Raw genomic sequence first — 20096 nt, forward strand, 5'->3', positions numbered from 1 at the left:
CGATAGTTCCCCCGACAGTTCCGAGGCACGGCGTGATCTGATCGATCACTCTCCCCTAGTGACGTACCGCTCGGTATGTGCGCAGAATCAGCACAACCTTTACCACCGAGTAGGCAATGAAGCCCCGGGAGGACGCCGTGCTGAGCACCATGCAGGACGTACCGCTGCTGATCTCAAGGATCCTGACCCATGGGTCGACGATCCACGGCGAGTCACAGGTCATCACCTGGACGGGCGAGGCGGAACCGCAGCGCCGCTCCTACGCCGAGATCGGGGCCCGGTCGGCACAGCTCGCACACGCCCTGCGCGACGACCTCGGAATCACCGGCGACGAGCGCGTCGCCACCCTGATGTGGAACAACTCCGAGCACGTCGAGGCCTACTTCGCGATCCCCTCCATGGGTGCGGTCCTGCACACCCTCAACCTGCGCCTGCCCCCCGAGCAGTTGGCCTGGATCGTCAACCACGCCGCCGACAAGGTGGTCATCGCCAACGGCTCGCTGCTGCCGCTGCTCGCCCCGCTGCTCCCGCACCTCAAGACGGTCGAGCACGTCGTGATCTCCGGCCCCGGCGACCGTTCCGCACTCGCCGGATCGCACGCCCAGGTGCACGAGTACGAGGAGCTCATCGCCGGCAAGCCGACCAGTTACGACTGGCCCGAGCTGGACGAACGCACGGGCGCCGCCATGTGTTACACCTCCGGGACGACGGGCGACCCCAAGGGCGTGGTGTTCTCGCACCGCTCCATCTACCTGCACTCCATGCAGGTCAACATGGCCCAGTCCATGGGCCTGACCGACCAGGACACATCCCTGGTGGTTGTGCCCCAATTTCATGTAAACGCTTGGGGTTTGCCCCATGCGACCTTCATGACCGGCGTCAACCTGCTGATGCCGGACCGGTTCCTCCAGCCCGCCCCGCTCGCCGAGATGATCGAGAAGGTACGGCCGACGCACGCCGCCGCCGTCCCCACCATCTGGCAGGGCCTGCTCGGGGAACTGACCGCGAACCCCCGGGACGTCTCGTCCCTCACCCAGGTCACCATCGGCGGCTCCGCCTGCCCGCCCGCCCTCATGGCCGCCTTCGACAAGCTGGGCATGCGCGTCTGCCACGCCTGGGGCATGACGGAGACCTCCCCGCTCGGCACGATCGCCCGGCCGCCGGCCCACGCGGTGGGCACGGACGCCGAGTTCGCCTACCGCCTCACGCAGGGCCGGTTCCCGGCGAGCGTCGAGGCCCGGCTCTCCGGCCCCGGCGGCGAGCGGCTCCCCTGGGACGGCGAGTCGGCCGGCGAGCTGGAGGTGCGCGGCCCGTGGATCGCGGGCTCCTACTACAACGGCACCGACGCCGAACCCCTGCGCCCCGCCGACAAGTTCAGCGAGGACGGCTGGCTCAAGACGGGCGACGTGGGCACCATCAGCCCCGACGGCTATCTGACGCTCACCGACCGCGCCAAGGACGTCATCAAGTCCGGCGGCGAGTGGATCTCGTCCGTCGACCTGGAGAACGCCCTCATGGCCCACCCGGACGTCATGGAGGCGGCCGTCGTCGCCGTCCCCGACGACAAGTGGGGCGAACGCCCGCTGGCCACGGTCGTGCTGTCGGAGGGCTCCACCGCCGACTTCGAGTCCCTGCGCGCCTTCCTCGCCGACGAGGGCAAGATCGCCAAGTGGCAGCTCCCGGAGCGCTGGACGATCATCGGGTCGGTCCCGAAGACGAGCGTCGGCAAGTTCGACAAGAAGGTGCTGCGCAAGCAGTACGCGCAGGGCGAGTTGGACGTCACCAAGCTCTGACAACCGACTTGGGTCGACTTGGGGCGATGTTTCACGTGAAACATCGCCCCAAGTATGTGAGTGGTATGTGCTAGTTGGTGCCGATACGGGCGAGCAGATCGACGATCCGGCCCTGCACCTCGGTGCTCGTGGACCGTTCGGCGAGGAACAGCACCGTCTCACCCGAGGCGAGCCTCGGCAGGTCGGCCTGGTCGACGGCGGCCGTGTAGACGACCAGCGGGGTGCGGTTCAACTGCCCGTTCGCTCGCAGCCAGTCGACGATCCCGGCCCTGCGGCGCCGCACCTGAAGCAGGTCCATGACCACCAGGTTCGGCCGCAGCTGCGAGGCCAGCGTGACCGCGTCCGCATCGCTCGCGGCCCGCGCGACCTGCATCCCGCGCCGCTCCAGCGTCGCCGTCAGCGCGAGCGCGATCTCCGCGTGCTCCTCGATCAGCAACACCCGAGGCGGATGCTGCTCACTGTCACGCGGGGCGAGCGCCTTCAGGAGTACGGCCGGGTCGGCGCCGTACGCCGCCTCGCGTGTCGCCTGCCCGAGTCCCGCCGTGACCAGCACCGGAACCTCGGCGGCCACGGCGGCCTGGCGCAGCGACTGGAGGGCGGTCCGGGTGATCGGCCCGGTCAGCGGATCGACGAACAGCGCCGCCGGGAAGGCCGCGATCTGCGCGTTGACCTCCTCGCGCGAGTGCACGATGACGGGCCGGTACCCACGGTCGCTGAGCGCCTGCTGCGTGGTGACGTCCGGCGCGGGCCACACCAGCAGCCGGCGCGGGTTGTCCAGCGGCTCCGGCGGCAGCTCGTCGTCCATCGGGCGGGGCTGCGGCTGGTCGGAGACCTCGACGGCTCCGCCGGGCCCGTCGAGCGGCTCGGGCCCCTCGGCGGCGTTCTCGTCCGGTGCCCCTATGGCGTACGAGCGCCCGGCCCCGTCGGTGAACCCGGGCAGCCGTGGATTGCCCGGGGCGAGCTGCGTCTGCCCGGCGAGCGAGGGCTGGGTGGGCGACGGCACCTGGGCGGCCGGTACTTGCCCGGCGAGGGACGCCTGGCCGGCCAGGGAGGGCTGGGCCGGAGCCGGTGCGGCGGGGGCGGCCTGTGCGGCCGGAGGTGTGGCCGGGGTGGACTGGTTGCTCTGCGGGTGCTGCCGGGCCGTCGTCTCCGGCTGGCCGGCGGCGGGCTCGGGGCGGGTACCGAGCTTGCGGCGGCGACCGGAGCCGTTCGAGCCGTTGGTGCCGTGCGGGGGCGTGGCGGGCTGCGGCTGGCCGGGCGTTTGCAGCTGCGCCGCCGCCCGGCTGAACGCGACCCCCTGCCCGAGCGTCCGCACACTGAACGCCCGCCCCTGCGTCGAGTTCGGGTCGACCGGCGCGGCGGCGGCCTCGGCGGGCAGCGCCTGCCCGGGCGGCCGGGGCTGCACGGCACGCTCCGGAGGAAGCGGGGCGGCTGCCGCCTGAGGCGCGGGAGCAGGAGCGGCGGCCGTGTTCGGCGGTACGGCGGTGCCGGCGTCCGGGGTTTCGTCGTCGGCCGCGGGCCAGGGCTGGGGCTGCGGCTGGCCGGCGGGGGCGACGGCCTGGGCCGGGATCGCCTGACCGGGGGCCTGCCCCTGGGCGAGGGCGGGCTGGGGCGCCGTACCCTGCGCCGGGACCTGCTGGGCAACGGCCTGGGCGGCCTGCTGCGGGGCCTGTTGGGGAACCTGCTGGCCCTGGACGCCCTGCGCGGGGACGGGCTGACCGGGAAGGGGTTGGTTGGGGAGGGGCTGGCTCGGGGCGGCTTGTGCGACCGGCTGCTGGCCGAGGGCAGGCTGGCCGGGGAGCGCCTGCGCGGGGAGTCCTTGCGCGGGAAGCCCCTGTGCGGGCACCGCCTGTCCTGACACGGCCTGCGCGACCTCTGCGGCGGGGACGGCCTGCCCCGGCACGGGCTGCCCGGGCATCTGCTGTCCAGGGAAGGGCGGCTGGCCGGGCATGGACTGCCCCTGGCCCGGTACGCCGCCCTGCTCCGGGCCGACGGCGGCGGCCTGGGCGGCCGTTGCCGGTACGGGAGCCGGTACGGGCGTCCCCTGCCCGGGAATCCCGCCCGGCGGTACGGTCCCCGGCTGGTCCGGGGTCGGGCGGGCCCGGCGGCGGCCGGTCGGGGTGGACGTCGGGTGCGGCTGGGGCGGGGTGTGGTCGTCGTCGGGGTCGTGGGTGAGCCCGTCATGACGGCCACCGTCGTCGAAGCGGTCGCCGACCGGCCCGGCGGGCGCCTCGGGTGCGGCCTGGTCCGTCCGGTCGGCCTCGGCCGGGGGCAGGGCGAACACCGGACGGGGGCCCGCCTCCTGGGCGGCACCGCGCTCAGCGGCCGCCGCCAGGGCCCGGCGCCGACGCCCGGTGGGCTGCCCGCCCGCGCTCTCGTCGGTGCCCTGCGCGGGAGCGGCGGGCAGGGCGGGCGGCAACGCGTGCTGCTCGCCCCCGGCCCGCCGAGCCGGAGCGCCCGGTACGCCCTGCGGCGGCACCGTCCCGCCCAGGCCGGTGCCCACGGCAGCGGTGCCCGCGCCGTGCTCGCCCGCCATGACGACGGCGCCCTCGGAGACACTGTCCTGCTCACTCACGCCCGCGCCCTCGACAGGGCTGGGCCGGCCACGCCGACGCCCGGTCCCGCCGTCCCCGTCGCCCGAGGGCTGGGCCTGGGCAGCGGGACCCGAGGACGCGGCGGCGGCCTCCTCGGCCGCACGCCTCCGGCGCCGCCCGGTGGGCGCGACCGCCTCGTTCCCGGAGACGGCGGAGACCCCGGAGACCCCGGAGACCCCGGAGACCCCTGAGTCACCGGACTCGGCGTCGGCCTCCCCTTCGGGCGCGCTCTCCGGACCGTCACCCTCAAGGAAGGCGTCCACGGAGGACCGCCGGGCCCGCCGCCGCCCGCTGACACCACTGTTGTTGTTCCCGTTGCTGCTGTCGCCCTCGGCCTGCCCGGGCACGGCGAGTTCGGCGCCGACGCCCGGATCCGCGGCCTCGGCCACCACCGCGCCCGCCCCACCCCCGAGAGGCACCTCAAGGACGTACGCACTGCCGCTCATACCCGGCACCTCGTGCGTCTGGAGCACCCCGCCGTGGGCGCGCACGATCCCGCGCACGATCGGCTCGTGCACCGGGTCTCCCCCGGTGTACGGCCCGCGCACCTCGATCCGTACGACCTCACCGCGCTGCGCGGCAGCGACAACAACGGTGTTGTCCATGTACCCGCCCGCCGAGGCGGGCGAGTTGCCGGTCGCGTCGACGCCGGCGACGTCCGCGACGAGATGCGCGAGGGCCGTGGCGAGGCGCTGCGGGTCGACCTCGGCCTCGATGGGCGGCGCGTGCACGGCGAACTGGACGCGTCCCGGCCCGATCAGTTCGACGGCACCGTCGACACCGGCGGCGACGACCGCGTCGAGCATCACCTTCGTACGGGTGACGGAGTCGGTGCCCGTGTCGAGGCGCTGGTAGGAGAGGACGTTGTCGACCAATGTCGTGATGCGCGAGTAACCGGCCGACAGATGGTGCAGCACCTGGTTGGCCTCGGGCCACAGCTGACCGGCGTCGTCGGCGGCGAGGGCGGCCAGTTCGCGGCGCAGTTCGTCGAGGGGCCCGCGCAGCGAACGCCCGAGCAGCACGAGCAGCTGCTCCTGGCGTCCGGCCAGCGCCTCGTACCGGTCTTTCTCGCGCTCCGCGAGCGCCGCGTACCGGTCCTCGCCTGCGGCGAGTTCCTCCTCGTGCTCCTCGCGCAGCTGCTCGATCTCGGTGACGTGCTGCTGGCGCAGGGCGGTGAGTTCGGAGGCGTGCTCCTCGGCGGCCCGCTCCAGTTCCTCCGCGTGCAGCTTGTCGGCGGCGTCCTTCTCCTCGGCGAGGGAGTCGTACGGACGCCGGTCGGTGAAGGTCATCACGGCGCCGACGAGCTGGTCGCCGTCCCGGACGGGCGCGGTCGTCAGGTCGACGGCGACCTTGTCCCCGCTCTTGGACCACAGCACCTGCCCGCGCACCCGGTGCTTGCGTCCGGACCGCAGGGTGTCGGCGAGGGGAGACTCGCCGTACGGGAAGGGCTCGCCGTCGGCGCGCGAGTGCAGGATCAGGGTGTGCAGCTCGCGCCCGCCGAGGTCGCTGGCCCGGTAACCGAGTATCTGAGCGGCGGCCGGATTGACGAGGACGACCCGCCCCTCGGTGTCGGTCCCGACAACGCCCTCCGCCGCCGCGCGCAGGATCATCTCGGTCTGACGTTGCGAACGCGCGAGTTCGGCCTCGGTGTCGACGGTGCCGGACAGATCGCGTACGACGAGCATGAGCAGCTCGTCATTGGCGTAGCCGTAGCTGTCGTACGCCTGCTGGCCGTTCTCGAGATTCGCACTGGTGACCTCGACGGGGAACTCGCTCCCGTCCGTCCGCCGGGCGATCATCCGGGTCGGCTTGGTCTGGCCGTGCGGGTCCATGGAATCGGGGCGTCGCATGGTGCCGGGGATCAGCCGTGAGTCGAACTGCGGCAGCAGATCGAGCAGCCCGCGCCCGACGAGGGCGGTGCCCGGTGCCTCGAAGGCCGCGAGGGCGATCGTATTGGCGTTGACGACGGTCCCATTGGCGTTGACCAGCACCAACGCATCGGGCAGCGCGTCGAGTATGGCTGCGAGGCGAGCAGCGCCTCGGGATGGCCTGCTGCTCACGAGACGCTTCCTCCCTGTTACCGCACCTTGCCGACCGCGGGCGCCATCTTGCCAACCGGCCCGCAACGTGTCACGCGAGGGAGTCTAAGGGCAGTGGTTGCGCTCGCGACGCCGGATGAGAGGGAGGTCGCACGACGAAGTGACAGAGACCCGGTGACGGTGCACTTCACACCACTTATGCGGTACGGAGTGCCTGTGACTGCGGTGTGAGGGCGCGCGGTGGGCTCCGCCGAGCCCCGGGCGGGTTGTCGAATGCCCTATCGAAGATCGGGGAGCAGCGGTACGAGCCGGTCCCAGCGGGCGGTCTGGCATCCGTTGCTGCGGTCGAACGTGGCGTCGACGGGACGCCCGGCCCAGGTCCCGGTCACATGGGCGGTCGCCGGCCCGCCGTACATCATCGTGCAGATGCTGTCGGGGGGTACGGGGGCGAACGGATCCTTTCCCCACCTCGCGCCCCGGTCGAGCGACCCGCAGGCCCCCTCGACGTCGGGGTGACTCCCGCCCCCGGGATGACACTCCAACTCGAACCGCCCGTCAGCGCGTCCGCCGGTGGCGCGGACGGTGACGGTGAGGTGGTCGGCGGCGCGCGCCGCTGTGGGGATGTGGGGTGCGAAGGGGGGGAGCGGGCGGGTCTGGGGTGCGGCGTCGGCGTGTGCGGCGGTGGGCGAGGCGGAGAAGGAGGCGGCGGCGAGGGAGACGCCGGCGGTGGTGGCGAAGAGGACGCGGTGGAGCGGGATGACCTTGAACATGACCTGACTAACGCGTGACGCGGGAGGATGTTGCGCGGGTCGTGTCGGTGCGCCGCCGGGCAGCGGGTGGGGCACGCACAACGGCTTTGCCCTGCGCCCCGCCTGCCTAGTACCGTGGGAGGCGATTGGTGACACCGCGCTCGTCTGTGTCATCATCTGCACGCACCACTCGCGCTCGCGCGGGAGGTTGTGCTGGAGGCGTCGCCTAGTCCGGTCTATGGCGCCGCACTGCTAATGCGGTTTGGGACTTACATCCCATCGAGGGTTCAAATCCCTCCGCCTCCGCACCTGATCCCGAAGCCCTGGTCACGACTGACCGGGGCTTCGGCGGTTCCCGGGCCCGTTCCGGGCCGTTTTCGCAGGTCAGGCAGGGTGCGGCTAACGGATTTCACCTCACGCCGCCAGTCATGTAATGTTGTTCCCGCAACGCCGACCGGGCCGAAAAGCCCGCAAGGAAGAGCAAACACAACAGAACACACAAGCACTCGTAGCTTAACGGATAGAGCATCTGACTACGGATCAGAAGGTTGCAGGTTCGAATCCTGCCGAGTGCACAGCAGACCAGAGGCCCCGTGGAGGAATCCACGGGGCCTCTGGTTTTTGTCTTGACGGCAGTGATTGACGGCAACCGCGTCGGTGGGCGTATCAGGTAGCGGTGGGGCATGCGCTCAGACGGACGTCATTCGTCCCATCTGTTGCCATCAACTCCCCTGTTCCGATACAACCCGATACGCGTGGATCATCATCCACTGACCGCTCTGAAGACGACGGGCTCGCGCAGTCGTCTGGGCGGGAACACCGCCCGATGGACAGCGGTCCTGCGCCCTGGGCGGGTCTCCCGATGAACGTGTGTGCGCAACCAGGGGGTATCACTGTTTTGGCTATGAATAAGCGTGAAAAGGTATGTTTCAGTGCTGTGGCCGTCTTGGCTGCGGTGCTGCTCCTTCTTCTGCTGCTGGGATCATGTGATGACTGCGATGACGGCACGCCGACAACGGCGCCGAAGGTGACGGTCACGGCCACGGTCACGGCCACTCCGAGCCCGGCTGGAAGCCAGATCGGGAAGAGCGTCGACGGAGCCCTAGAGCGAATGAAGCAGACCGGGCTGAGCGTTGTCGTGCACGATGCCAGTGACCAGGACGAGACTCCGGGCGCCGACTGGACGGTGTGCTTCGAGAAGGCGACCTTGACCAAGGTCGACTTCGCCGCAGTGCCGCACGGGGCGCCCTGCCCGAAGAAGGATGGTCAGCGCGTTCCTTGGCCCAAGATGCCGAAGGTGATTGGCGTCACGTACGCCGAGGCAGTGGAGAGGCTTGAGGGCGACGCTGGCCGGGTTGAGATCGAGGCTGCTTACGCGGATGAGGCCGCTTACGACGCGGACAACGAATCCGGTAGCTACGCGAATTGGAAGGTGTGCTTCCAGAGCGTCAAGGCTGGGGCGTCCCTGGAAGACAAGCCACACGTCACCCTTCATGCCGTAGAGAACGGCGACGGGTGCCCGTCATCGAAGGGGCTTTACAAGGAACCCACGAACGATCCGCTCTATGTTGCGCCCGATGTTGCCCCAGATGCTGGCTTGTCTGAAGACGACAACAGCAGCAGCGGAGGGAGCGATAGCGGCGAGGATGACTATTACCCGGGGGACCAGGGCGGGTGCCCGCCGGGTGGCTGTTACAACCCGTGTCCCCCCGGCGGCTGCCGGTAGGTCTCAAGGGCCCGCACCAATTCTGCTTCGGCGCGGGCCCCACAGGCGGAGTGAGAACTTCGGTTACCTCAGGACGTCCCCGACGCGATCGAAGGCCGATCGTTGTGAGTCGAGCCGTACGAAGGTGTAGATGTCCATGGTCACGCGGATCGAGCTGTGGCCGAGCACTTCCATGATCATGCGGGCGTCCGCGCCCTGTTCGTGGAGGAGTGACGCGCAGGTGTGGCGCAGGTCGTGCAGGCGGACCTTGCGGACGCCGGCGCGGACGCTCAGCGCTTCGAAGGAGCGGTTCATGTTGCGCGGCTCGATCGGTGTCCCGTTCTTCGTGGTGAATACGAGACCGTGTCCAGTCTCCTTCCAGTTGTCCCCCGCTGCCTTCTTGTCGGCGATCTGCTGGGCACGCTGAGCACGAAGTGCAGTCACACACTCGGCAGGCAGGGCCACGCGGCGGGCCGAGCGCTGGGTCTTCGGTGCGACGATCAGCAGTTCGCCGCCGACCCGTTGGAGCGCCTGTCGGACGGTTAGCACTCCTTCGTAGAGATCCAGGTCCGACCAGCGCAGGCCCAGCAGCTCACCGCGCCGCAGGCCGATGCGGACCGCCAGCTCGTACGCGGCCCACAGCCGGTTGTCACGGGCCGCCATCAGGAGCTGCCGCCCCTCCTTGGCCGTGAGCGGTTCGATCTCGCGCTTCGTCCCCATGCTCAGCTCCACGTTCCGGGCCACGTTGCGCGGCAGTTCGTCCTCACGTACGGCGTGCTGAATGGCGGCGCGCAGGATCACGAGCAGGAAGCGGACGGTCCGATCTGACGGGAGTTTCTTGCAGCACTTGCCGAGGGCGCAGCAGCGCCGCTTGTGCTCCGGGCGGTTCTTGTCCTTGCCCTGGGCGCAGCACTGGCAGGTGGCCGCCGTCTTGGTGAGAAAGGCGCGGATGTCTCGGGCGGTCAGCCGCGTCAGTTTCTTCTTGCCGAACTCCGAGGTGACGTAGTTCCGGACGAGGGACTCGTAGTTGACGTAGGTCGTCCGGCGGACCTTGCCCTTGGCGACGTTCGCCAGCCAGTACGCCAGGTACTCGCTCAGCGTCATCTTGCTGGTGGCTATCGGGAGACCGCTCAGGGAGTCAGCCTTGAGCTTGGTCAGCTTCTCGTGTGCTTCGTCCCAGGTCTTGCCGTAGACGCTGCGCCGCTTGTACGTGCCATCCGTCGTGAGGACGTACGCGCTGCCCTCCCAACGGCCGTCCTTGCGCTGGTAGATGGTGCCCTCGTTGTTGGCGTTCTTCTTCGGCTTGGCCATCAGGCGGCTTCCTGTTCGGTGCGGAGGGATACGTAGGCGTCCACGGCGGCTTCGCTGATGCGTCGGCAGCGGCCGATCTTGAAGGAGGCGAGTTCGCGGGAGCGGATCAGGTCGTGGACCTTCAAGCGGCTGATGCCGAGACGCTCGGCGACCTGGTCCACGGTGAGCACGGCCGTCGTCATGCAGGCAGCAGTCCTTCTTGCTTGAGGCGTTCGGTGTGGGCTCTGTCATGGCGGACCTGGGCGGCGAGGAGTTCTTCGCCGGGGCGGTAGCCGCTGCTGAGGTAGGTCCACGAGGAGGCGGTGACGAGGGTGGTGTTCTCGTCGTCGACCGGAAGGCCGGCCCGGACACGGGCAGCTTCGGCCTGAGCCGTGCGCCAGGCACGGCGTACGTCGCGGAGTGCGCCGAGGGTGGTCGAGTAGGCGCGGGACTTGCTGGAGAAGTGGCCGCGGAAGCCGAGCATGTGGGCCCACTTCCAGAGCTTGAGGTGGGCGAACTCGGGGAGGTGGCCGAGTGCCCAGGCGGTGCGGATCATCTGCCGGGCGTGCTGCTGGACGGCGAGGTTGGTGAGGGGTTCGGCTTGGCCGGTGCCGTCGCAGTCCTCGCACAGGTCGCGGAAGCCGTCGGGGCCGCGTACGTAGCCGCGTCCGGCGCAGGGACGGCATACGAGAGTGCGGTCCACCGCGCCCGCGCCCTCGGCGTTCTTGGTGGCGTACTTGGCGACGTAACCGGCGACCTTGGCGTCCGTGAGTTCGCCGTCCCCCAGGGCCGAGATCTGATCCACCTTGAAGCGGTCGCCCCACCGGATGACCCGTTCGCCGACCGCGTCCGATTCGACGATGAGCCGGGCACGTTCGACCGCCAGGCCGACGGCCACGTGGAGGGCGTCGAAGGTGGCCCAGGCCGGGGGCGCGGTGGTGTGGCCGTCGGGACCGTCGAATCGGACGACCGCGTGGAAGTGGACCAGGCCCCGCTGTTGGTACTCGGCGACTTTGGCGAAGGAGACGCGGAGGGCTGCGTTGAGTGCCTTCTGTGTCATGCCGAGGTGCTCGGCGAGGGCGCGGCGCAGGTAGGTGGTGAAGCGCGCCCACAGGGCCCCAGCGTGGGCGTTCCACAGCACGGCGCCGCTGTAGTCGTAGCGTGCCGGGCGTAGTGGGGTGCCGAGTTCGGGAGCGTCCTGGGTGTGGCTTTCGCCGCAGGAGCAGGGGCGTGGCTTGCCCGCGCTGGTCGTGGGGCGGTTGTGGACGGGGCCAAAGGACGGGGCGGTGAGGGTGACGAAGGCGCGGGGGTGGTCGCGGACGGTTTCGGCGACGTTCTTGCCGCCGGACAATCCGGCTTTGATCAGGTGGTAGGTGTCGGCGGCGTAGAGGCGGGAGCAGGCGGGGCAGCGGGAGGCTCGGCGGTTGCCGCAGGTGGTGAGGAGGCGGCCGGAGGGCTCGTCTTCGGAGTGGTAGGAGCGGACCACTTGCTTGGTGGTCTGGTCGGTGGTGATCGTCCAGCCGTGCAGGTTGACCGGGCTGGTGCAGCCCCGCAGGTCGCGGACCTGTTCGGTGACTCGGTCGAAGTTGTCGGTGTTGGCCAGTTCGACCAGGTCCCGCAGACCGGGGCTGATGACGTGGCGCAGGTCGAGGGGGCGGCGCATGGGTGGCGGGGTGTCCCTTCTGGCACGAGGGTGAGCCCTGCGGGCAGCAGCGATTCAGTGCGCTCGGGCTGCTGCCCGCAGGCATGGCAAGGCGGGCCCAGGGGCGGGCGGTGGTGGGAAGTGGCGGAGCAGCCGGCGGAAGGGGGTGGTGCTACAGAGCGGCGTGAAGCGCGGTGGCCATGGGCAGGCCGATCCCGAGTCGCGTCTTGAGCTGGGCCGCCGTGATCGGTTCGCCGTGCTCGGTGTGGTGGGACGTGGCGATGGAGCGTGCTTCGGTCAGCAGCGGCTCAGGCACCTTGACCGCAGGCGAGGCAGGAGCCGGGGCCACGTGAGGAGCGATCGGGGCCGGGGCCGGAACGGTGAGAGGCACCGCAGGGCGGGGCACTTCAGAAGTTGTCGCAGGCTCCGACTCGATCTCGTCCGGCAGGGCAGCCGGTATGGCGGGGTGCGCAACGGTGTGGAAGGCGCGCAGGAGCTGAGGGCCAACAGCACCCCAGCCGAGGAGGAGCAGCGGGGCCACCGCGTCGACGGCGGCGCGGCCGTAGTGTCCGGCGACGATCGGTTCTGCGACGTTGAGGGCCAGGGTCAGCAGTCCGGAGAAGTGCATGAGTCGGTTGGCGGCCGTCATCTGTTCGGCGGGCAGCCCGCGCAGGGAGAGATAGCGCAGGGCGACCAGAAGGCCGACCACGGAGAGGTCCACCATCGGAGCGATCAGCGGTGCGATCGGGCCGGGGACGCCGAGGCGGAGTGCGAGGGACCAGACGTTGCCGAAGGAGAAGACGAACGCCAGCGCGGCAATGACGATCATGACGGCGGTGATCGTGCGCTGGGTGATCCGGTCTTCTGTCATGAGTTTTCACCCCCTCTCCTGAGGTGTCGGGAACGTGCGAGGCGGTGGGGCGACCTGCTCAGGCGTCGAGCTTCGTCAGATCCACGTCCGTCGTGCGAGGGCCGATAAAAGCTGCCAGCAGGGTCGATGGGTCGATGGTGAGGTTCGCCGTCTCTTCGGCGATGCGAGCCGCTTCCGCGTCGGGTACGTAGGGCGTACGAATGCGGGTGAAGCCGGGTTGCGACTGGTGGTTCATCGACGCGACGCCGACGTAGGTGGGGTCCTGGAGGTTGATGGGGTTGGCGTCCGGCCATTCGCGGATCTCGTCACCGAGAGCGGCCACGGCGGCTTCAGCGGTCTTCTGGGCGAAGCTCAGGCCCACGGGGCACACGTCGCGGATGAAGGTGGGTATCGCGTCGCCCGTGGACTTCTGAGTGGTGAGGATGACGAGCAGTCCCACGGACCGACCCTTCTTCACCAGGTCTTCCACGAGCCGGGCGTTCTCGGCGGCGAGCGCGGCCAGCTTCTTTGTCTGTTGGTCGCTTCCCTTGTGGTCGCGGAAGTAGGTGTGCGCTTCGTCGATGATCAGCACGACCAGGGGCCAGCTCTCGGAAGGACCGATGTCCCACATGGACTTCACCCCGAGTACCTGGCGCACCGATGCCGACCGGGCGCGGCGCAGTTCCACGAGTTGCCGGAACAGCTTGTTGGCCTCTTCCAGGTCATCGCCCACGAAGGCGAACATGCGCTGCACCCAGTCCGCGTAGTCACCTTCGTACGCAGCCGACACCTTGCCGTCCGCGCAGGCGAACTGGACTGCGGGCGAGGGCGCCCAGTCGGCGAGCAGCCGGTTGATCAGGCTGGTCTTGCCGAAGCCGGGGAGGCCGGCCACGGTCACGCCGGGTACCTGGGTGAGGTTCACGGACACGGGTTGCGCGTACTCGTCGAGGCCCAGATCCCACTGGGCTGTCTCCTCCGGAGGCTCACCCGTGGGGTGGTGCTCGGTGGGGAACTTCAGTGGGTCCAGTCGCACACCCCTGATGAGGACCTGCCCGGGCTTGTCCTGGGTGACCGCGACCCGTGTGCAGCGCCAGGCGTCTGCGAGGTGTGGGCCGGCCTTCTGGAATTGCTGGAGACCGACGCCGGGCAGGCACTGTGCCCGCGCGATCACGCCGTACGCGTCGTGCTTCACCTTCAGGGCGGGGATGAGGACGCGCGGCTTGATGGGCTTGCCGTTCGTGTTCGCCAGTGACGCCAGCGCGGTCGGGGTCTTGTCCGTGGCCGACAACTTGAGCATCGGTGCGAGCCGCTTCCAGCCCCACCGCACGCGTATGGCCTGCCGTATGGACTGCCGGGTCATGGCATCGGCGCGAACGTAGCGGACTATCCACCAGGCCGCCCATCCGGCGAGCATGGCGAGCGCCAGGGCGACGACGAGCGGGACTTGACCGAAGATCCCTTGCGTCGGGGCGTTCGGATCCTTCATCTGTGACTCTCCAGCGGGTTGTAGAGGAAGGCCGTGAGGGCCGATTCGAGGGCCGCCCGATCCGCCGATGCGTCGAGGCGGGGGAAGCCGTAGGCGACGAGCAGGGCCGCCACCGAGGTCACGAGTGATTCGGTGAACTGGGCACCCGGCACGGCGTGAGGCAGCGGGTAGCTGCGCTCAGCGCCGGACCGGAAGGCGGTGCCGCTCACGCCGCCTCAGCGGCCGGGGCCACCAGGTCCAGTCGGCCCGCGCGGTAGGCGATGCCGTCCGAGAGCGAGCCGTTGAAGATGCGCGCCCACGGAGTGGCGAACAGCTCCACCGGCATGACCGGGACACCCGGCCGGAGCCCGTTGGGCAGACCGGTTTCCGGAACGGTGATCTTCAGAGCCTCGGCACGGTCCTCCTCCATGAAGAAGAGGGTGATCGTGTAGAGCTTCGCGCCGGTCTCACGGTCGGTGGCGAACTGCGTCTTCTCCTGGTCCGCGTACTTCGGCACCGGCAGGGTGCCGACCATGAACGAAGAGGTGGGGAGCAGGCCAACACGGATGCGTGCCATGGAAGTTGATTCCTCTCGGTTGCGCTCCACCGGGGCGGTGGGGCGTGCTCTCCATTGAACATAGCAGACCTAGCAGAGTCAAGTGAATCGGGTGAGCTAGCTACCAACTGACATAGGCCACCTATGTCAGTGGGGTGTGCTAGGGGTGCTAAGAATCGCTACTCTTGGGCCATGAGCCCCGCGCCAGACAGCCAGCAGGACCGCCGGCCGCCGTATCAGCACGCTGCCGACGAGCTTCGGCGCGACATCTTGCAGGGACGGATCAAGCCGGGCGAGCAGATGCCGGCCATCCGCGAGCTACAGGAACGCTTCGGTGTGGCCAACATGACCATGAGGTCTGCGCTCAACGTGCTGCGGGACGAGGGCCTGATCTACACGATCCATGGTCGAGGAAGCTTCGTCGCAGACCATGACGGTGGGGGTGAGTTCTCTGCGAACTACACCGCGCCAGCTTGGTACTTGTCGAAGAAGGGCGAGAAGCCAGGCCAGGCAGAGCCAGGAGCGGGAAGGCCCGACGACACTGAAGCCGCCGGGACCACCCTCACCGAAATGCTCACAGCGCTACGCGACGAAATCCGTGCCCTCAGCGCTGATCATCAGGAACTGCGCCGTGAGGTCGAGGAGTTGAAGGCAGCTCAGCAACCGAAGCCGTAGTCCTGAGCTGGGCCACTTCCTCCCGCAACTCCCTGGTTTCCCTGCTGAGGCGAACGACCATGGCCCGCATCTCCTCGATCAACGCGACTACTTGATCCGTGTCCCCGACCTGAATGCTGGTCGACCCCATTTCGTTGTCCGGTATGTGCTCGGTCATCGCTCTCCGCTTGCTGCCGTGCCGTCGTTCCGTGCCGCACTTGCTCGAACCGTCGGGGCATGCCCACGGCATCCGCGCCTCTCCCAGGTTGATGGACCGCTGCCCAGCGTGCTGTTCAGAGTTTCTTTACTGGATCAAGGCGGCCCGCCTACGGCGTGCCGCGCGCGCTGGCGGCCACGGGCCGCCGCCGCTCCCTGTCTCCGCCACCGCTGCGGCGGCCCCCGGCCACTCAGCGCGCAGCACCGCCAAGGCAGACAGCCAGGCCAGGAAGCAACTTGCCCAGCCCGAGCACCAGGACGACGAAAAGGAGCAGGCCGAGCCCGGTTCCGAACGACCCCGCCGTCCGGGTGGCCGTCGTTTCGGAACTGGGAAACGTGGCTGATGCCGGTACGGGGTTGCTGGAGACATACGTGACGGGTGCCCGTTCGGCGCACTCGCCGCTGTGGCTGACTTTCGGTGGTACAGGTCAGAACTGTGCTTCCAATGACCGTCTTCAACCGCCGTCCTCTCCAACTCAACAACAGCTGACGGGGGTTGTCGCCGCACCCGAATCCGAGCACGCCGACCACCCCGGTACCATCGGCACCGGGGTCCTGATCAGGGCTTCCACGACCGGACCACCCGGAATGCTGTCCAGGCTGAGGGGTGGTCCGGTCTTTTGTTGTCGGCGTCCGCGCACTCCTGACGCGAGACGGGCCGGGCTTTCGGGATCAGGTCAGGGCTTTGATCACCTCGGAGAGGGCGGGCCGATCCCCCGGTGCATGACTGAGCATCGCGTCGACCAATTCGCCCAGCTCACCGGGCACTTTCACGGGCCGACGTCGACCGTTGGCCACTGCCTCTCGCTGCACAGGTCGCGGAGCGTCGTCCGGGTACTCGACCGCCCGCCAACCCGTGGCGGAGATGAGCAGCGAGGCCCCGAGCGCGTAGACGTCGGCTGCCTGTGTCGGCTCGGCTTCCCCGGTGTCGAGGACGCTGCGCGCGATCTCCGGTGCTTCGTAGTGGACGAGGCAGCCGCGGAACGGGAAGTCGTGCCCCTCGGGCACATGACCGCCGTGGGCAAGGGCGAGGTCGATGAGGTGTGTTCGTTCCGGCCCGATGATGAAGTGGGCGGGCTGCACATCACCATGTGCCCAGCCTTTGGCGTGGAGTTCGGCCAGTGCCTGGACGCATTCCAGCGCCTCGCCGGTGTCCGGTGTGATGGATGAGTCTTTCCTGCGGCAGCGCTCCCACAGCCGGTACAGGTCCGGCCCCTCGTGCCACGGCTGGAAGTTCCATGTGCCGTGCTCCCATTCGCCGTACGCGATCCCCTCGACGCCGAGGCGAAGCAGAACGGCACCCTCGCGCGCGGGCGCGAGCGCAGTCCAGGGCTGGGCGGGCCAGTCGGCCGTAGCCTCGATCGGACGGCCGAGCTTCACGGCGTAGTGGCCCCGGTGGCTCTCCACCTCCCAGACCGTGGAGCCCCGACGGTTGATGACCATGCGCTGAGTCGTGGGCATGAGTGCGTCGAGCACCACGATCGGCAGTTCAGGGGTTGAGCCGGGCAACGTTTCTTCTCCTTCCAGGCGAGCGCGGCCGGCCACGAGTTCGGGCCGACCGCGTCGCTGTTGTCGTGTGCTAGGCCTGACCGTACGGTCGGCCGCAGTCCGAATCGCACTGCGCGAGATTCACGCCGTTCACGGTCCACAGGTCGTCGAAGACCATGAACCCGGCCGCCTTCATGGCGCGTGCCGAGGCGGCGACCATCTCCGGGTCACGAGCGCCTCCACCCGGCTTCGGGTTGTGGTGCAGGAAGCGGCCCGCGTATCGCTCGCACAGCGCGGCGTACTCCTTCGTGTGCAGGATGAGCGCGTGGAGGCCGAGGTCCACGTCATCGGACGGGACCATGGGAACGGTGGCGGTGGCCGCCGTGACCAGGAACGCAATCGCCTGGTCCGCGATCCGCTCCGCGCGCTCGGCCGACTGTTCGTTGTGGATGACCACGAAGCGGGCGAGGCTCTCGAACAATTCCTCACCAGCCACCGCGCGACCGGTCCGCTGATCGTTCGCCGTTGCCGTCATGTGCAATCTCCCGGTGTGAGGTGGTGCGTGACACGTGAATGCCGCCCTGATCGCCGAGCTGGGCTCTAGCAGACGATCAGGGGCAGGCTTGGAGGCCGGCCACGAACGGGGAGTGGGGGAGCCGGGGAACTGGCACACGCCCGGGGCGGCCGGTCTACTGGCTGATACCGAGAGCCGCGCCGATCACCAGGCCGCACGAACCGCTGATGCAGGTGATGAAGAGGAGGCCCGCGTACCGGCCGATGGCGCGCATCACAGCCCACCCAGACTGTTGCCGTTCTTGATGGTCAGACGTGCGCTCAGTTCTTCCCGCGCGCTGAGCGCCACTACGTCGTCCGGAATGGCATCCCACTCCAGGCCGCCACGGATCGGCCGCATCTGCACACGGCCCCCGCACTCACCCATGACGACGCCGATACGGTCCCTGACGCTGTCCTTGGCCAGTTCACCGATGCCTGGTCTGGTCTGCTGATTGCTCGCCATGCACACGAGCATCGCGAACCGGGTACCCCCGCCAAAAGGTCAGGCTGATTACCCAACTTGGGTAACATCGCGACAAGTAGAGAATCAGCGACGTTGCGTAGCCCTCGCAGTGTGGGAGCTTGCCCGATGCCCGACGCCGACCGACCGCAGGAACTGCCTGCCAGGCTCCTCACCGATCCCGAGATGATCAACGCATGCCGGGTACGGGACTTCGGCAGAGTCTTCCGGCTGGTCAAGACCAGGGCAGGCATCTACCCGTCGATGATCGCCAGGCGATGCGAGCTGACCCCGAGCCGAGTCGGTGAAGTGATCGCCGGGCAGCGCCAGTTGCTGCACATGGACGTCGTCGAACGCATCGCGGACGGTTTGCGCATCCCAGGGCACATGCTCGGGCTTGCCCGTCGTGGCTGGGAGACGCCCCAGGCTCTCGTGGTCACCGAGCGCGAGGCACCGCAAGCGTCGGAGCCAGAACAGCAGAACCCCGCGTCTCTGCCGGGGCCGGACGTAGACAGCATCCTGGCTCTGGCCACACGAACGAGCCTCAGCACAGCCACACTTGAAGCGTTCCGATCCTCCATTGAGGACTACTGGCGACGGGACGACCAGCACGGCGGCGAGGCTCTGAGGCCGGCCATCGTCGGTCAGCTCCGGCATGTCGTGGGCCTGTTGAAGGAGAGCCGACCGCCGTCCATCCAGAACGGCTTGTACGGAATCGCGGCCGAGTTGGCACGGCTCACCGGCTGGACCTACTTTGACGCCCGCCAGTACAACCAGGCCCGCGCGTACTTCACCGAGGCCCTGCAACTGGCCAAGGAGATCGACGATCGTCAGTTCATGGCCAACGTCCTGGCCTGTATGAGCTTGCAGGCCACGTACCAGGACAGGCCGGGGGACTCTCTGGCACTCGTGACCGCAGCTCAGGACCAGGCCCGCCCAGCTCTCGGCACCACGCCGCGCGTCATGTCGATGCTGTCCATGCGCGAGGCCTTCGCCCATGCCACCCTCGGCGACCGGGACTCCACTCACCGGGCGATCGGGGAAGCGCACCGCCACTTCGAGCAGATCCAGGCGAATGACCCTGACCCGTCTTGGGTGACCTACTTCGACGAGCTGAAGCTCATAGTGGACACCGGCATCGCTCACGGCCGACTCGGGGAGGCCGCGACCGCTGAGCCCTTGATCGCGGATGCTCTGCGGCGGGAGAACAGCACCAACCAACGTGGCCGCGCGTTTCACGCGTTCTGGCTGGCTCGTACGCAGTTGGACCAAGGGAAGCTTGCCCAGGCGTGCCACACGGCCACGCAAGCTCTGGAACCCGCTTCGGCGGTGTCTTCCGAGCGGGTGTCGGGCCATCTCCGGGAGTTCTACGAGCAGTTGGCCCCGCACAGGCGGGAGCCCGTAGCCCTGGCCTTCGAGGCACGGCTACGGGAACTCCTCCCACCGGTCAGCGGATCGCTTCGTCCATGAGCACGTAGAGGAGGCCGACGAGGGATCCGCTGCTCACGATCTCGCGGCGGTCGATCATCCCGCGAACCTCGCTGAGGGGGATCCACTCGATGCGGTCGGACTCGTTCTTCTCGGTGGGCGGACCGTCGTAAGTCGCGCCGTCCGCACGGAAGACGTGGTGCTGCGAGTCGGTGATCCCGTTGGCCGGCTCAGCGTAGATCAGGGGCTTGATGGGACCGGGGCGCCAGCCCGTCTCCTCCAGGACTTCACGGGCCGCCGCCTCCTCCGGGGACTCGCCCTCCTCGACCAGGCCCATGGGCAACTCCCAGGCCCACGAGTCGGTGATGAAGCGGTGCCGCCACATCATCAGCACCTCTTGGCGGTCGTTGACGACGGCGGCCACGGCCAGGTGCCGGAGGCGAACGACGTGGTACTCCCACCTGCGCCCGTCAGGCTGCTGGACGTCGACCAGACACAGATTCACCCACTTGTTCGTGTAGATCTGTCGCTCGCCGTGGGTCTTCCACTCCATGCCTTCGGCCCCTCTCGATCGGACTCCAGGATCTCAGACCAACACAGCCTGCCATGCAG

The 20096-nt window shown here is 69.0% G+C and carries 17 protein-coding genes and 2 tRNA genes; 6 read left to right on the forward strand and 13 right to left on the reverse strand.

Going from position 1 to position 20096, the window contains the following annotated elements; genetic code table 11:
• Positions 1 to 116: 116 nt before the first annotated feature.
• On the forward strand, positions 117 to 1793 hold the full coding sequence (locus tag OG787_RS24690; protein ID WP_405536406.1) for a long-chain fatty acid--CoA ligase: 1677 nt from the start codon (positions 117 to 119) through the stop codon (positions 1791 to 1793).
• 70 nt (positions 1794 to 1863) lie between these two features.
• Here OG787_RS24690 and OG787_RS24695 read toward each other — a convergent pair whose 3' ends face one another.
• Positions 1864 to 6447: a PAS domain-containing protein gene (locus OG787_RS24695; protein WP_405536407.1), complete on the reverse strand. Its 4584-nt coding sequence runs from the start codon at positions 6445 to 6447 to the stop codon at positions 1864 to 1866.
• A gap of 257 nt (positions 6448 to 6704) precedes the next feature.
• The gene (locus OG787_RS24700) at positions 6705 to 7196 is read right to left on the reverse strand and encodes an SSI family serine proteinase inhibitor (protein ID WP_405536408.1); all 492 of its coding nucleotides are present in this window, start codon (positions 7194 to 7196) and stop codon (positions 6705 to 6707) included.
• Positions 7197 to 7390: 194 nt separating this feature from the next.
• On the opposite strand from OG787_RS24700, the gene OG787_RS24705 reads away from it, so the two are divergent.
• The 3 genes from OG787_RS24705 (at position 7391) to OG787_RS24715 (ending at position 8901) form a co-directional block, all read left to right on the forward strand.
• Positions 7391 to 7481: transfer RNA gene (locus OG787_RS24705), tRNA-Ser, on the forward strand.
• 196 nt (positions 7482 to 7677) lie between these two features.
• Positions 7678 to 7750, forward strand: a tRNA-Arg gene (locus tag OG787_RS24710).
• A 329-nt stretch (positions 7751 to 8079) separates the two neighbouring features.
• Entirely contained in the window at positions 8080 to 8901 is an 822-nt protein-coding gene (locus OG787_RS24715; RefSeq protein WP_405536409.1) for a hypothetical protein, read from the forward strand.
• Positions 8902 to 8964: 63 nt separating this feature from the next.
• On the opposite strand, the gene xerC is transcribed toward OG787_RS24715, so the two are convergent.
• From xerC to OG787_RS24750, 7 genes are all read right to left on the reverse strand, one after another.
• On the reverse strand, positions 8965 to 10191 hold the full coding sequence (xerC, locus tag OG787_RS24720) for a tyrosine recombinase XerC (RefSeq protein WP_405536410.1): 1227 nt from the start codon (positions 10189 to 10191) through the stop codon (positions 8965 to 8967).
• Positions 10191 to 10373 (reverse strand): helix-turn-helix domain-containing protein, encoded by a 183-nt coding sequence (locus OG787_RS24725; protein WP_405536411.1) that lies wholly within the window; start codon positions 10371 to 10373, stop codon positions 10191 to 10193. Before OG787_RS24725 ends, xerC begins: the two co-directional genes overlap by 1 nt.
• Entirely contained in the window at positions 10370 to 11833 is a 1464-nt protein-coding gene (locus OG787_RS24730; RefSeq protein WP_405536412.1) for a replication initiator, read from the reverse strand. Before OG787_RS24730 ends, OG787_RS24725 begins: the two co-directional genes overlap by 4 nt.
• A gap of 151 nt (positions 11834 to 11984) precedes the next feature.
• A complete protein-coding gene (locus OG787_RS24735; protein ID WP_405536413.1) occupies positions 11985 to 12683 on the reverse strand; it encodes a DUF2637 domain-containing protein in 699 nt (232 codons plus the stop codon).
• 58 nt (positions 12684 to 12741) lie between these two features.
• Positions 12742 to 14148, reverse strand: a complete 1407-nt coding sequence (locus OG787_RS24740; protein WP_405536414.1) for a cell division protein FtsK — start codon at positions 14146 to 14148, stop codon at positions 12742 to 12744.
• Complete coding sequence (locus tag OG787_RS24745; RefSeq protein WP_329273879.1) at positions 14145 to 14357, reverse strand: hypothetical protein; 213 nt, start codon at positions 14355 to 14357, stop codon at positions 14145 to 14147. The genes OG787_RS24740 and OG787_RS24745 overlap by 4 nt, the downstream gene beginning before the upstream one ends.
• Positions 14354 to 14704, reverse strand: a complete 351-nt coding sequence (locus OG787_RS24750; protein ID WP_006381100.1) for a hypothetical protein — start codon at positions 14702 to 14704, stop codon at positions 14354 to 14356. The genes OG787_RS24745 and OG787_RS24750 overlap by 4 nt, the downstream gene beginning before the upstream one ends.
• Before the next feature lie 171 nt (positions 14705 to 14875).
• On the opposite strand from OG787_RS24750, the gene OG787_RS24755 reads away from it, so the two are divergent.
• Complete coding sequence (locus tag OG787_RS24755) at positions 14876 to 15358, forward strand: GntR family transcriptional regulator (protein ID WP_405536415.1); 483 nt, start codon at positions 14876 to 14878, stop codon at positions 15356 to 15358.
• 867 nt (positions 15359 to 16225) lie between these two features.
• Here the strand turns inward: OG787_RS24755 and OG787_RS24760 are convergent.
• The 3 genes from OG787_RS24760 to OG787_RS24770 all read right to left on the reverse strand — a co-directional run bounded on the left by OG787_RS24760 (position 16226) and on the right by OG787_RS24770 (position 18071).
• Complete coding sequence (locus OG787_RS24760; RefSeq protein ID WP_405536416.1) at positions 16226 to 17062, reverse strand: protein kinase; 837 nt, start codon at positions 17060 to 17062, stop codon at positions 16226 to 16228.
• 70 nt (positions 17063 to 17132) lie between these two features.
• The gene (locus tag OG787_RS24765; protein ID WP_405536417.1) at positions 17133 to 17576 is read right to left on the reverse strand and encodes a glycine-rich domain-containing protein; all 444 of its coding nucleotides are present in this window, start codon (positions 17574 to 17576) and stop codon (positions 17133 to 17135) included.
• 252 nt (positions 17577 to 17828) lie between these two features.
• A complete protein-coding gene (locus tag OG787_RS24770; protein ID WP_405536418.1) occupies positions 17829 to 18071 on the reverse strand; it encodes a hypothetical protein in 243 nt (80 codons plus the stop codon).
• A gap of 114 nt (positions 18072 to 18185) precedes the next feature.
• On the opposite strand from OG787_RS24770, the gene OG787_RS24775 reads away from it, so the two are divergent.
• Positions 18186 to 19526 (forward strand): helix-turn-helix domain-containing protein, encoded by a 1341-nt coding sequence (locus OG787_RS24775; RefSeq protein ID WP_405536419.1) that lies wholly within the window; start codon positions 18186 to 18188, stop codon positions 19524 to 19526.
• Here OG787_RS24775 and OG787_RS24780 read toward each other — a convergent pair.
• Positions 19504 to 20037, reverse strand: a complete 534-nt coding sequence (locus OG787_RS24780; protein ID WP_405536420.1) for an NUDIX hydrolase — start codon at positions 20035 to 20037, stop codon at positions 19504 to 19506. The genes OG787_RS24775 and OG787_RS24780 overlap by 23 nt on opposite strands.
• Positions 20038 to 20096: the final 59 nt, after the last annotated feature.

Source organism: Streptomyces sp. NBC_00075, assembly GCF_045041225.1.
Classification (GTDB): Bacteria; Actinomycetota; Actinomycetes; order Streptomycetales; family Streptomycetaceae; genus Streptomyces; species Streptomyces adonidis.

Excerpts from the sequence above, each read along its gene's own strand:
- OG787_RS24690 (WP_405536406.1), top strand. The coding sequence starts at position 117 with ATGAAGCCCCGGGAGGACGCCGTGCTGAGCACCATGCAGGACGTACCG.
- OG787_RS24700 (WP_405536408.1), bottom strand. The coding sequence starts at position 7,196 with ATGTTCAAGGTCATCCCGCTCCACCGCGTCCTCTTCGCCACCACCGCC.
- OG787_RS24715 (WP_405536409.1), top strand. The coding sequence starts at position 8,080 with ATGAATAAGCGTGAAAAGGTATGTTTCAGTGCTGTGGCCGTCTTGGCT.
- xerC (WP_405536410.1), bottom strand. The coding sequence starts at position 10,191 with ATGGCCAAGCCGAAGAAGAACGCCAACAACGAGGGCACCATCTACCAG.
- OG787_RS24725 (WP_405536411.1), bottom strand. The coding sequence starts at position 10,373 with ATGACGACGGCCGTGCTCACCGTGGACCAGGTCGCCGAGCGTCTCGGC.
- OG787_RS24730 (WP_405536412.1), bottom strand. The coding sequence starts at position 11,833 with ATGCGCCGCCCCCTCGACCTGCGCCACGTCATCAGCCCCGGTCTGCGG.
- OG787_RS24735 (WP_405536413.1), bottom strand. The coding sequence starts at position 12,683 with ATGACAGAAGACCGGATCACCCAGCGCACGATCACCGCCGTCATGATC.
- OG787_RS24740 (WP_405536414.1), bottom strand. The coding sequence starts at position 14,148 with ATGAAGGATCCGAACGCCCCGACGCAAGGGATCTTCGGTCAAGTCCCG.
- OG787_RS24750 (WP_006381100.1), bottom strand. The coding sequence starts at position 14,704 with ATGGCACGCATCCGTGTTGGCCTGCTCCCCACCTCTTCGTTCATGGTC.
- OG787_RS24755 (WP_405536415.1), top strand. The coding sequence starts at position 14,876 with ATGAGCCCCGCGCCAGACAGCCAGCAGGACCGCCGGCCGCCGTATCAG.
- OG787_RS24765 (WP_405536417.1), bottom strand. The coding sequence starts at position 17,576 with ATGACGGCAACGGCGAACGATCAGCGGACCGGTCGCGCGGTGGCTGGT.
- OG787_RS24770 (WP_405536418.1), bottom strand. The coding sequence starts at position 18,071 with ATGCTCGTGTGCATGGCGAGCAATCAGCAGACCAGACCAGGCATCGGT.
- OG787_RS24775 (WP_405536419.1), top strand. The coding sequence starts at position 18,186 with ATGCCCGACGCCGACCGACCGCAGGAACTGCCTGCCAGGCTCCTCACC.
- OG787_RS24780 (WP_405536420.1), bottom strand. The coding sequence starts at position 20,037 with ATGGAGTGGAAGACCCACGGCGAGCGACAGATCTACACGAACAAGTGG.